This is a genomic window from Actinobacillus delphinicola, assembly GCF_900638385.1.
GTDB lineage: Bacteria > Pseudomonadota > Gammaproteobacteria > Enterobacterales > Pasteurellaceae > Actinobacillus_C > Actinobacillus_C delphinicola.
The window spans coordinates 828,757-842,259 of the sequence record NZ_LR134510.1 but is presented as its reverse complement, the minus strand read 5'-3'; the positions used below and the strand labels follow the sequence as shown (position 1 = coordinate 842,259).

Here is a 13,503-nt window from a genome sequence, read left to right as displayed (position 1 = left end):
ATCGCATTTATGTCTGACTTTAAAATTATCTTAAAGAAAAGCCGCCATACTTTTCACTTCCACCAACAAACAAGTTTACTTACCGCCATTGAAAACCAAGGTTTCCGCCCTGAATACCAATGTCGTAATGGCTACTGCGGTGCGTGTCGAACTAAACTTCTCTCAGGTAAAGTCAGCTACCCGACTCCCCCTCTCGCCTTCATCAACCAAAACGAAGTTTTGTTGTGTTGTTGTCAGGTAGAAGACGATTTAGAACTCGATCTTTGAGAAATAAAAAAGCTCGCATTTGCGAGCTTTTCTTTTTTAAAGAATCATTTTAACAACGGCATCCGCTTTAAGGCGGCGGAATTTTTTGAGAAGTTTTTGAACTGGTGCAGGATAATCATCCATTGTTTCCAACTCTGTATAACTTTTCAGAATAGTCGTATGTTGGCGAATAAGGGCAAGTTCTTCATCCGCTTTGGCAGTAAGCTCATGATTTGGATCGTGAATCAATAAACCATTTTCTGCATCTAAGCGCCATGCTCGTGGGTTAAGGTTATTTCCTGTTAACAACATGTAATCGTTGTCCACCCATACACCTTTTAAGTGGTAACTGTTATCACCATCTTTCCAAATACGAATTACCAATTGTCCTGACTGAATATAATCATCAAACTTCTTACTAAAGTGTCTTAAATTATTTTCATATAAATACGGCAAGCCACCCGCCATTTTGAAAGGTTCTGAAGGCGGAATATAGAAATCATTCGCCGTTTTATCTCCCACAATAATTTCGACTTGTTTACCTTGTTTCAATAGCCATTTTAAGCGTTTTTGTAACGGTAATGGGAAATTGAAGTACGGTGTACAAATCGTTAATTTATTTTCCACAATTTGGAATAGATTCTGGATAACCGAATTTAATTTATTATTGGTTTTCCCTAGTCCAAATAAAGGAGATACAGTCAACATATGCTGTGCGTCTTGCTTATTCATGGACGGAATAAAATTATAATGTCCTGTTTGAGCAAGATTTTTACGGTAATTCTTAATAGCCGCACGAATTTCTTTTGTTTTAACTGGATTTGCTTTATCAAGTGCATGAACGGCAGCAGGATCCAATAAATAGCCATTGATAAAATCTACTAAGCTATTCGCCAATGCGGTATTTTTGATTTTATGATAACGGTCGAAACGATATCTGTCGCTATGATGTAAATACACATTATTAATACTCGCTCCGCTGTAAAGAATCGTATCATCAAATACAAATCCTTTTACGTGCAATACACCGAAGACTTCACGAGTATTAATTGGTACACCAAAGAATAAAATTTCATGACAGGATAGACAGGCACATGCTTCACAATACCAATCTGCATTCGTTTGGGTTTTTGCCGCGCCAAGTAAATTGCGTTGCGCGCGATGCCAATCCACTAAGATTTTTACGTCAAGTTCAGGATTACGTGCTTTTGCTTGTAAAACTTCGTCAAGAATCTCTTTACCTGCCTCATCTTTTTGCCAATATAAAGCTGTAATATAAATACGTCGCTTTGCTTGACGAATTTGCTGAATGATTTCTTTTTTAAATTCAGCAGGGCGATAAATAAATTCCATATCTCCCGCATCAAGTGGAAGACAAGGTAAAGCGGAAAGCTTTTTTTCCGCCATCTTGGTACGATCAATTAACATAAATAGGTTCTCATTTTCATCGTCTTAAAGACTAGTTCGCTAGTTTACAATATTTAGCACCTAAGTTGGTAGAAAAATGACATTTTTTCGCTATAATGCTAGCAATCTTTAAATGAACAATATGATCTGACCCATCATTATCCCGCCATACTTAGAGGATCGCAATCAATGATGAAATCAAGCAAACCAACATTCCAAGAATCAAAACAAACTAACCGTTTCCGTGAGCGTGTTGCTCATGAAAAAAAATCTCAAGGAAAAACGACTTTCCAAGAAAAATTGGCATCTCGTCCAACTTTCAAAAAAAATTCACGTCCAGCACGTAAAGAAACTGAACAAGTTACCCGTACTCAAACTTCACTTTCCACCGCCGCTGGCAACGGTTCTGTAAACGTCATTATCAAAAAAACAGAACGTAAAGCACAAAGTTATGAAAAGAAAACAGGGCCACTTTCACCTCGTGCTCCAGAAAAAATTAAAAAAAATCGTGCGCAAGAAATGAAAGTATATGGGGAAAAAGCGTGTTTAGCACTTTTTAAAGAACATCCAGAAAATATCATTCGTGCGTGGAGTACCGTACAGATGTCCCATCGCATCGGTGAGATTTTTAGTTATTTAGCAGCGAATAAAAAAGCATATCACGTAGTTTCTCAAGAAGAACTCAATCTCGCAAGCGGTACTGAGCATAATGGCGGTATCTGTTTCTTAGTGAAAAAACCGCGAACCTTTACGCTTTCTGGCTACTTAGATATTCCACGTAAAAAAGATGCACTTATCTTGGTCAACCGTATTTCTAACGCCTATAATTTAGGTGGCATTATCCGTACTGCGGCTATTTTTGGGGTTACCGGTGTCATTAGTGACAATATGGCAAACCTCTATAATTCTGCAACTTTACGTGTAGCAGAAGGCGGTATGGAATATATTCGCCCATTAAGCGCTGAAGATAACATCAGCGCCTTAGATTTACTACGTGAAAAAGGCTACCAAGTAGTTCATCTTAGCCCGAATGGTAATAAAACTTCACTTGGTCAAATGAAATTTGATGATAAAGTCGTTTTTGTATTGAGCGAAGAAGCCGATGATGAATTGATACAGCCACAAGATTTACATCCAAATCTTACTCCAACTAACCCATTACAAACGGAATTAAACATTAGTGTTGCAACAGGTATTTTACTTTCTCACTGGGCAACACAATATTAAACATCCCTCTAAAACTATGTTAAAGTGCGGGAAAATACCGCACTTTTTCTTTTTAGAAAAAATTTTATTTTAGGAAAATATATGAGTTCAAAAACCCATTTAGGTCATACGGCACGTAAACGTTTTGGTCAAAACTTTTTATCCGATGATCGTGTGATTTTAGACATTGTTAACGCAATCCATCCTCAAGAAAACCAATTTTTAGTAGAAATCGGTCCTGGTCTTGGCGCTTTAACTGAGCCGGTTGCAGATCGTGTTGAACACTTAACCGTTGTTGAGCTTGACCGTGATTTAGCTAAACGTTTACGCCACCATCCGTTTTTAAACCACAAGTTAACCGTGATTGAAACCGATGCAATGCAATTTAATTTCCGTGATCTTTATACGCAAGAAAATCTTGCAGAGAAAGGTCAGAAATTGCGCGTCTTCGGTAACTTACCATACAACATTTCTACCCCATTGATGTTCCACCTTTTTGACTACTGTGATGTCATTCAAGACATGCACTTTATGCTCCAAAAAGAAGTGGTAAAACGCTTAGCCGCAGCCCCAAATAGCAAGGCTTATGGTCGTTTAACCGTGATGACACAATATTTCTGCCAAGTGTATCCTGTGCTAGATGTGCCACCAACAGCATTTAAACCAGCGCCAAAAGTCGATTCGGCGGTTGTCCGTTTGATTCCGCACACCACTCTGCCGTATGTGGCAAAAGATTTAAAATTATTAAATCAAATTTGTACCAATGCGTTTAACCAACGCCGTAAAACCTTACGTAACGCACTCGGTCAATATTTATCCGAAGAACAAATTATTGCACTCGGTATCGATCCAAATGCGCGTGCTGAAAACCTAAGCGTGGCGGATTTTGTGAATATTGCAAACTGGGTTTACGATAACCCTGTGGTAAAAGAATAAGTGAAATAAGAGGTGTAAGATGGCAACCTACTTTGTTGGTGATCTTCAAGGCTGTTACGATGAGCTTCAAATGCTCCTTACTCAAGTCAATTTCGATCCAAGCCAAGATAAACTCTATCTCGTTGGCGATCTCGTCGCACGTGGCGATAAGTCATTGGAATGCTTACAATTAGTCAGATCTTTAGGTACACAAGCCCAAAGTGTTTTGGGTAACCATGATTTACACCTCCTTAGCACTGCCGTTGGCTTAAAGAAAATTAAACCACGCGATCACGTTGATGCCATATTCAATGCTCCCGACTTCGCAGATTTAATCGAATGGGTTCGCGAGCAACCGCTTTTAGTTCATTTACCAGAAAAAAACCTTCTCATGTGCCATGCAGGAATTTCACCTGACTGGGATCTTTCTACAACCGTTGCCTGCGCACAGGAAGCAGAACAGGTGCTACGAAGTGAAAATTTTACAGGTTTATTGGAAAATATGTACGGCGAAGAACCTGATCGTTGGTCAAATGATTTAACGGGTTGGGCGCGTTTACGTTACATTGTAAATGCGTTTACCCGTATGCGATTTTGTTATCCCGATCATCGTTTAGAGTTTGAATGTAAACTCCCCGTAGAACAAGCACCACAAGGAATTGTGCCGTGGTTTGAATTAGACAATCCACTTTATAAAGAGCAACAAATTATTTTCGGACATTGGGCAAGTTTATTAGGACACCCGATGCCTGCTAATATTTATGCGCTAGATACGGGATGCGTTTGGGGGCGTCATCTCACGATGCTGCGTTGGGAAGATAAGAAAATTTTCACGCAACCTGCCGTAAAAATTTATCAATAAAAATTCAAAATAAAAAATCACGCCTCGATTTTCGTTAAAATTTATGAATTTTAATAACATATTGAAATACCATAAAATTTTAAGAAAATTGGAGCGTGATTAATTTTAAAAACGTCATCTTACTTCTCATTACTCCCAATACCTAAGCAAAGGAAGTAACAAGAAAAATATTAGATTTTACATGCACCGCCTGCGCAGCCTTCGTCTTCCATATCGTTTTGTTCGTCTTCAGCACCGTCACGGGTATTTTGATAATACAGTGTTTTTACGCCATATTTATAGGCAGTTAATAAATCTGCAAGTAATTGTTTCATTGGTACTTTGCCATCAGCAAAACGTTTTGGATCATAGTTCGTATTAGCAGAAATAGACTGATCCACGAATTTTTGCATGATACCTACAAGGTGAAGATAACCCGTATTATTTGGGATTTCCCATAATAATTCGTAATTGTCACCGAGATTTTCATACTCTGGTACCACTTGTTTTAATATACCGTCTTTAGAGGCTTTAATACTTACATGTCCACGTGGTGGCTCAATACCATTGGTTGCATTCGAAATTTGTGATGATGTTTCAGATGGCATTAATGCACTAAGGGTTGAGTTACGGATACCATATTTTTGAATATCATGACGTAAACTTTCCCAGTCATAATGCAATGGTTCTTGTGTTAACTCATCCACCGCTTTCTTATAAGTATCAATCGGTAAGATACCTTGTGCGTAAGTCGTTTCATTAAAGAGTTCACATGCACCTTGTTCTTTCGCTAATTCCATTGAGGCTTTCAATAAGTAGTATTGAATTGCTTCAAATGTCCGGTGCGTTAAATCATTTGCGCTACCATCTGAATAACGTAATCCATTTTTCGCGAGGTAATAAGCAAAGTTAATTACCCCCACTCCTAATGGACGACGGCGTAATGAGCTGTTACGTGCTGCTTTCACTGGATAATCTTGATAATCAAGTAATGCGTCTAATGCACGTACTGTTAAATCTGCAAGTTCTTCTAATTCATCAAGATTTTCAATCGCACCTAAGTTGAATGCCGATAATGTACAAAGTGCAATTTCACCTTCTTCGTCATGAATATATTTCAATGGTTTAGTTGGTAACGCGATTTCTAAACAAAGGTTAGATTGACGTACAGGTGCCACTTTCGGATCAAATGGTGAGTGTGTATTACAGTGGTCAACGTTTTGAATATAAATACGTCCAGTTGAAGCACGTTCTTGCATTAATAAAGAGAATAACTCAACCGCTTTCACAGTACGTTTACGCACAGCGGGATCTTGTTCGTATTTAACATACAAACGTTCAAATTCGTCTTGATCGGCGAAGAAAGCTTCATAAAGTCCTGGTACATCAGATGGGCTAAATAAAGTGATATCTGCGCCTTTAATTAGGCGTTGATACATCAATTTATTAAGCTGTACGCCGTAGTCCATATGACGAACACGGTTATCTTCTACCCCACGGTTATTTTTAAGCACTAATAAACTTTCAACTTCAAGGTGCCAGAATGGATAGTAAACTGTCGCAGCACCGCCACGTACCCCACCTTGAGAACAGGATTTTACAGCACTTTGGAAAAGTTTATAAAATGGAATACAACCAGTATGGAAAGCTTCCCCGCCACGAATTGGGCTTCCTAATCCACGGATTGCCCCAGCATTAATTCCGATCCCTGCACGTTGAGAAACATATTTTACAATGGCAGAGGTTGTCGCATTAATTGAATCTAAACTGTCTTCACATTCAATTAATACACAAGAGCTAAATTGACGTGTTGGCGTACGTACTCCTGACATAATTGGAGTAGGTAACGAAATTTTAAATGTCGAAACCGCATCATAAAAACGGCGCACATAGTCAAGACGTGTTTCTTGCGGATAACGGGAGAATAAGCATGCTGCGACTAATAAATAAAGGAACTGTGCTGACTCATAGATTTCACCCGTTACACGATTTTGTACAAGATATTTCCCTTCAAATTGTTTCACTGCCGCATAGGAAAAAGTTAAATCACGATCATGATCAATGAAATCATTCATTTGATTCCATTCTTCTTGTGTGTAGTCCGTTAAAAGTGCACGATCATATTTGCCCATTTCCACTAATTTAGTAATGTGAGCATAAAGATGTGGTGGTTCGTATTGTCCAAATGCTTTTTTACGCAAATGGAACATCGCTAAACGAGCTGCAAGATATTGATAATCCGGAGAATCTTTACTGATTAAATCAGCAGCGGCTTTAATAATTGTTTCGTGAATATCCGCTGTTTTAATTCCCTCATAAAATTGAATATGTGTACGTAGTTCTACTTGAGAAACAGAGACGTTTTCTAAGCCTTCTGCCGCCCAGGTAATTACACGATGTATCTTATCAAGATCAATTTCTTCCTGACGACCGTCACGCTTCGTCACCATTTTTGCTTTATTCATAAAATTTCCAGTGCCTAAAAGTGGTTAATTAAAATTATAACCGATTAAATATTAATCTATTATTTAAATTCAAGGCGTATAGAATAATGGCTAGCATGCTAAACTGCAATCACTATATTTTATTGTTCCGCATTGACAGCGTATAACTGCTTTATAAATAAGTAAAAAATGAAAGATAAAAAACCGCCCCATAATATGGGGCGATTTTTGGTAAAAAATTTGCTCAATTAAGCATAATTTTTTGGTGATTTATTGCCAGTTTTTATTTTTTGAAGTGTGACCTAAGCCTGGATTGAATCCATTGGTTGGATCTAAGTCTTGGTAGAATTTTTTCAATTCTGGTTTCGCTTCATAAAGGTGACCAACATTATGCTCAGCAGGATATTGTGCGCCACGTTTATCTAATAATTTAAGCATTTCTTCTTCAAGCTCATGCCCATCAACACCTGGTTTTAAAATGTAATCTTGGTGGAATACATGGCACATGAAATGTCCGTAGTAAAGTTTATGCATAATTTTACTACTGATTTCTTCTGGAAGATGTTCAAACCATTCTTTATCGTTACGACGTAAAGCGATATCTAATGCAACTAGTTCGCCTACTTCTTTTTCATGTACATTGTGATAACGAATCGCAGCAGATGCTACAGCAAAGCGGTGTAACATCGCAGCTTGTGCTTCTTTACTATCACATTCAAAATAACCACCTTTGCTACTATCCGCAAAATAGTTTTTCAAGAATTCACGAGTTTGTGGAATTAAATCACCGCCCACTTTTAAGATCAAATGATGATCGTATTTCTTGTGGAAATCTTCCATTTTTTCTGGCAATTGGTTTGGAATAAACTTAGAAACCACTTGCATAAATTTATCACCAAAGTGTTTTGGCATGAATGGGAATTTTTCTGCGATACGGTCTGCTTTCGCTTTTAAGGCAAAAAGTTTTGGTAACCATTTAGTTCCCATTGTTTTGATAACCCAGAAGGTATCTTTACCGTAAACAGTTGCAAGATCATACGCATCACGATGAATATATTCACCAGAGATTGGCAAGCTATCAAATTCAGTAAGCATAGTACGACGCACATCACTTAATGCTTGGATATCGTTAGTACCAATATAGAATACGGCAGTTTCTTTATCCATCGGGAAGGTATCAAGACGTACCGCAAATACGGCTAATTTACCCGCACAACCTGATGCTTCATAGTGGCGAGTTGGATCCGCATTAAAACGTGCTGGTGTATCTGCATCAACTTCACGAACGTGATTACAATAAGAATGGTCTGAGCCTTGACCACAATCTTTTTCTACATCATCCGCAGAATAACGATGTTGTTGAAGATTTGTTAAAATCTCTTCTGGTGTATTACCCAAATGAATACCCAGGTGGTTTTTAAGCTCTAATTCACCTTTTTCATTGATTTGGGCAAACAATGCCATTTGTGTATATGCAGGACCACGTTGTACAAGCGCACCACCTGAGTTATTACAAATACCACCAACAACCGATGCCCCGATACAAGATGAACCGATAACAGAGTGTGGCTCACGATGTAATGGACGTAAAATATCTTCTAACTCATACAAAGTCGCACCAGCTAAACATACAACTTGAGTATTTTTTTCAATAAGCTGAATGCCATCAAGTAATAATGTATTTACGATAACGATATCTCGATCATAATCGTTACCATCTGGCGTAGAACCGCCAGTTAAGCCAGTATTAGCAGATTGTGAAATAACAATCACGTCTGCCGCTACACAAGCTTCTAAAACTTTCCAATATTCTAAAAGTGTTTTTGGTTTAACTACCGCTAAAGCCTTACCTTCACCAAATCGGTAACCTTTACGATAAAATAATGTTTTACTCGGATCAGTAATAACGTGGGATTGCCCAGCGATATCAACCAATCGAGAAATAAGTTGAGAATGGTCCATTTATGCGTTCCTTACGTTTACTATAAAAATGTTAAAAAATCGTAAAATATTTAACCTTAAATAAAACGCCATGTCCAGTAAGTTATACTATTTTTTATACAACTTCCTAAAAACAAGGCGAAATAAAATTTTTTTATCTTATAAAAAGCGAAAGCCCCCGCTCTTTCGGGCAGGGGCTTTATTTAGACTAGATTAGTCTGCCATGTTTAGCATTTTTGCGAGATCCGCAGTTGCTTCATCCGCAGGGCTGATAATTTCAGCTTCTTCTACCACTGGATTTTCCATGATAGCTGCATCGATTTCTGCATTCACTGCTTCACGATCTAAACGTTTATTTTTGTGATACGCAAAACCAGTACCTGCTGGAATTAAACGACCCACGATAACGTTTTCTTTAAGACCGCGTAATTCATCACGTTTACCCGCAACCGCTGCTTCTGTAAGAACGCGAGTGGTTTCTTGGAATGATGCTGCAGAAATAAAGGATTCTGTCGCAAGTGATGCTTTGGTAATACCAAGTAATTCACGTTGGAATTCAACTGGTGGTTTACCTTCTGCAATACGTTGACGGTTAACAATTTTAACGCGCGCAACTTCTTCTTGTGCACCTTCAAGGAATTCAGAATCGTATGCGTTAGTGATCACACATTTACGTAACATTTGGCGAACGATTACTTCGATGTGTTTATCGTTAATTTTTACCCCTTGTAAGCGGTAAACTTCTTGTACTTCATTAACGATATATTCTGTCACAGCGTGAACACCACGTAAGCGAAGAATATCGTGTGGCATTTCAGGACCATCAGAGATTAAGTCACCTTTTTCTACCATTTCACCTTCAAATACGTTCAATTGACGCCATTTCGGAATCATTTCTTCGTAAGTTTCACCTTCTGCTGGTGTAATCAATAAACGACGTTTGCCTTTGGTTTCTTTACCAAATGATACGATACCAGAGATTTCAGCAAGAATTGCAGGTTCTTTCGGTTTACGAGCTTCAAATAAGTCAGCAACGCGTGGAAGACCCCCGGTAATATCTTTAGTACCCACAGATTCTTGTGGAATACGTGCTAAAGATTCACCGATTGAAATTTCTGCACCATCGTCTAAGTTCACGATTGCTTTACCTGGTAAGAAGTATTGTGCAACAACTTCCGTACCTGGGATAAAGATATCATTACCTTGAGCGTCAACAAGTTTAATTGCTGGACGTAAATCTTTACCTGCAGTTGTACGTTCACCGACATCTTGAACAACGATAGAAGATAAACCTGTTAATTCATCAGTTTGACGAGTTACAGTTAAACCATCCACGATGTCTTCAAATTTCACGAAACCGCTCACTTCAGAGATAACCGGCATTGTATGCGGATCCCAGTTTGCTACGATTTCACCTGCTTCAACTTCCGCAGCGTCACCTTTACTTAAGATAGCACCGTATGGAAGTTTATAGTGTTCTTTTGTACGACCAAAAGTATCAACTACGGTTAATTCTGTATTACGTGAGGTAAGAACGAGTTTACCTTCTTTATTGGTTACGAATTTCGCACCAGTTAGACGTAAAGTACCGGTATTTTTAACTTGTACGCTAGATTCTTTTGCTGCTGCAGATGCCGCACCACCGATGTGGAACGTACGCATGGTTAACTGTGTACCTGGTTCACCGATTGATTGTGCTGCGATAACACCAACCGCTTCACCTTGGTTAATTAAGTGACCACGTGCTAAGTCACGACCGTAACATTTCGCACATACACCGAAGTCAGTTTCACACGTTACAACAGAACGTACTTTGATACTATCTACAGAGTTTGCATCGATAACATCACAAAGTTTTTCATCCACAAGTGTATTACGTGGAATTAATACTTCGTCTGTACCTGGTTTTAATACGTCTTCTGCAACCACACGACCGAGAACACGATCACGTAATGCTTCTTTAACGTCACCACCTTCGATTAATGGCATCATTACGATACCTTCGTGGGTACCACAGTCATCTTCAATGATAACTAAGTCTTGTGCTACGTCTACTAAACGACGAGTTAAGTAACCTGAGTTCGCTGTTTTTAACGCTGTATCCGCCAAACCTTTACGCGCACCGTGGGTTGAAATAAAGTACTGTAATACGTTTAGACCTTCACGGAAGTTCGCTGTAATCGGAGTTTCGATGATCGAACCATCTGGACGAGCCATCAAACCACGCATACCAGCAAGCTGACGAATCTGAGTCGCACTACCACGAGCCCCTGAGTCTGCCATCATAAAGATGCTGTTGAATGATGCTTGTTTTTCAAGTTTACCTTCACGGTTCATTACTTCTTCCGTAGAAAGGTTTTCCATCATCGCTTTACCTACGCGCTCATTCGCAGTAGACCAAATATCGATTACTTTATTATAGCGTTCGCCTGCTGTTACAAGACCTGATTGGAATTGTTCTTGAATTTCAGCAACTTCTGCTTCTGCTTCTGCAATAATTTCATATTTCTTCGCTGGGATAACCATATCGTCAACACCAACAGAAGAACCAGAACGTGCTGCGTATGCAAAACCGGTATACATGATATGGTCAGCAAACATTACACTTTCTTTTAAGCCAAGTAGACGGTAGCTGCTGTTAATTAAGCGAGAAATACCTTTTTTGTTTAACGGTTGGTTAAACAAGCTGAATGGCATACCTTTTGGTGCGATCATCCAAAGGATTGCACGACCAACAGTCGTATCTACAAGGTGTGTATGAGGTTCATACTCACCTGCAACATTTTTCACCCATTCAGTAATACGTACTTTAACGCGTGCGTGTAATTCTGCTTTACCTGTTGCGTAAGCTTTTTCTGCTTCACGAGGATCTTGCAATACCATGCCTTCACCTTTCGCATTCACTTTTTCACGGGTCATGTAGTAAAGACCTAATACCACGTCTTGTGAAGGAACGATGATTGGCTCACCATTCGCAGGCGATAAGATGTTGTTTGTAGACATCATTAACGCACGTGCTTCAAGTTGTGCTTCTAATGTTAAAGGTACGTGAACCGCCATTTGGTCACCATCGAAGTCCGCATTGAATGCCGCACAAACGAGTGGGTGTAAACGGATTGCTTTACCTTCAATTAGAATTGGTTCAAATGCTTGAATACCAAGACGGTGAAGTGTCGGCGCACGGTTAAGGAGGATTGGATGTTCGCGAATAACTTCCGCTAAGATATCCCATACGATTGCATCTTCACGTTCAACCATTTTCTTCGCAGCTTTAATTGTAGTTGCGTAGCCACGGCTTTCTAATTTCGCATAGATGAATGGACGGAATAATTCCAATGCCATTTTTTTCGGTAAACCACATTGGTGAAGACGTAAGAATGGACCTACTGTAATTACAGAACGACCAGAGTAGTCAACACGTTTACCTAATAAGTTTTGACGGAAACGACCTTGTTTACCTTTGATCATATCAGCCAAAGATTTTAATGGACGGCGGTTAGAGCCAGTGATCGCACGACCACGACGACCATTATCTAATAACGCATCTACAGATTCTTGTAACATACGTTTTTCATTACGTACGATGATATCTGGTGCGATAAGGTCTAATAAACGTTTTAAACGGTTATTACGGTTAATTACGCGGCGATATAAATCATTCAAGTCAGATGTCGCAAAACGACCACCATCAAGTGGTACTAATGGGCGAAGATCTGGTGGTAATACTGGAAGTACAGTTAATACCATCCATTCTGGTTTGTTGCCAGATTGAATGAAAGATTCAATAAGTTTTAAGCGTTTAGTGATTTTTTTACGTTTAGTTTCTGAGTTAGTTTCTTGTAATTCTTCACGTAAAACTTCACATTCATGCTCTAAATCCATCGCACGTAACAAATCTTGGATTGCTTCCGCACCCATTTTCGCTTCGAATTCGTCGCCAAAACGTTCTTCTGCTTCAAGATATTGTTCTTCAGTAAGAAGCTGACCTTTTTCTAAGTCAGTCATGCCAGGTTCAGTGACAATGAAAGATTCAAAATATAAAACACGTTCAATATCACGTAATGGCATATCAAGTAATAAACCGATACGAGATGGTAGAGATTTTAAAAACCAAATGTGTGCTACTGGAGAAGCAAGTTCAATATGCCCCATACGTTCACGACGTACTTTAGATTGAGTTACTTCAACACCACATTTTTCACAGATTACGCCACGGTGTTTTAAACGTTTATATTTACCACATAAACATTCGTAATCTTTTACAGGTCCGAAGATACGGGCACAGAAAAGACCATCACGTTCTGGTTTGAAAGTACGGTAGTTAATGGTTTCAGGTTTTTTCACTTCACCGTATGACCAAGAACGGATCATATCTGGTGACGCTAAACCAATTTTAATCACATCAAAATCTTCGCTAGTTTTTGATTGTGTTTTTAAAAGCTTTGCTAAGTCTTTCACTTAATTGCTCCTATCGGAGTTAAACTTATTCATACGCCTCAATTT

The 13,503-nt window shown here is 38.9% G+C and carries 8 protein-coding genes; 4 read left to right on the top strand and 4 right to left on the bottom strand.

Annotated elements, in window-relative coordinates; translation table 11 throughout:
• Positions 1 to 9: 9 nt before the first annotated feature.
• On the top strand, positions 10 to 267 hold the full coding sequence (gene yfaE, locus EL259_RS03890; RefSeq protein WP_126599189.1) for a class I ribonucleotide reductase maintenance protein YfaE: 258 nt from the start codon (positions 10 to 12) through the stop codon (positions 265 to 267).
• Positions 268 to 303: 36 nt separating this feature from the next.
• Here yfaE and pssA read toward each other — a convergent pair whose 3' ends face one another.
• Entirely contained in the window at positions 304 to 1,674 is a 1,371-nt protein-coding gene (gene pssA / locus EL259_RS03885; RefSeq protein ID WP_126599187.1) for a CDP-diacylglycerol--serine O-phosphatidyltransferase, read from the bottom strand.
• 168 nt (positions 1,675 to 1,842) lie between these two features.
• Between pssA and EL259_RS03880 the strand changes: the two genes are divergently transcribed.
• From EL259_RS03880 to apaH, 3 genes are all read left to right on the top strand, one after another.
• Positions 1,843 to 2,880 (top strand): TrmH family RNA methyltransferase, encoded by a 1,038-nt coding sequence (locus EL259_RS03880; protein WP_126599185.1) that lies wholly within the window; start codon positions 1,843 to 1,845, stop codon positions 2,878 to 2,880.
• A gap of 81 nt (positions 2,881 to 2,961) precedes the next feature.
• Positions 2,962 to 3,795, top strand: a complete 834-nt coding sequence (gene rsmA, locus EL259_RS03875) for a 16S rRNA (adenine(1518)-N(6)/adenine(1519)-N(6))-dimethyltransferase RsmA (protein WP_126599183.1) — start codon at positions 2,962 to 2,964, stop codon at positions 3,793 to 3,795.
• Between the two features lie 19 nt (positions 3,796 to 3,814).
• Entirely contained in the window at positions 3,815 to 4,636 is an 822-nt protein-coding gene (gene apaH, locus EL259_RS03870; protein ID WP_126599181.1) for a bis(5'-nucleosyl)-tetraphosphatase (symmetrical) ApaH, read from the top strand.
• Between the two features lie 170 nt (positions 4,637 to 4,806).
• Here the strand turns inward: apaH and nrdA are convergent, their stop codons facing one another.
• The 3 genes from nrdA to rpoC form a co-directional block, all read right to left on the bottom strand.
• Positions 4,807 to 7,080, bottom strand: a complete 2,274-nt coding sequence (nrdA, locus tag EL259_RS03865) for a class 1a ribonucleoside-diphosphate reductase subunit alpha (RefSeq protein ID WP_126599179.1) — start codon at positions 7,078 to 7,080, stop codon at positions 4,807 to 4,809.
• Between the two features lie 249 nt (positions 7,081 to 7,329).
• Positions 7,330 to 9,021, bottom strand: a complete 1,692-nt coding sequence (dld, locus tag EL259_RS03860) for a D-lactate dehydrogenase (RefSeq protein WP_126599177.1) — start codon at positions 9,019 to 9,021, stop codon at positions 7,330 to 7,332.
• A 192-nt stretch (positions 9,022 to 9,213) separates the two neighbouring features.
• Positions 9,214 to 13,458: a DNA-directed RNA polymerase subunit beta' gene (gene rpoC, locus EL259_RS03855; protein ID WP_126599175.1), complete on the bottom strand. Its 4,245-nt coding sequence runs from the start codon at positions 13,456 to 13,458 to the stop codon at positions 9,214 to 9,216.
• Between the last annotated feature and the right edge of the window lie 45 nt (positions 13,459 to 13,503).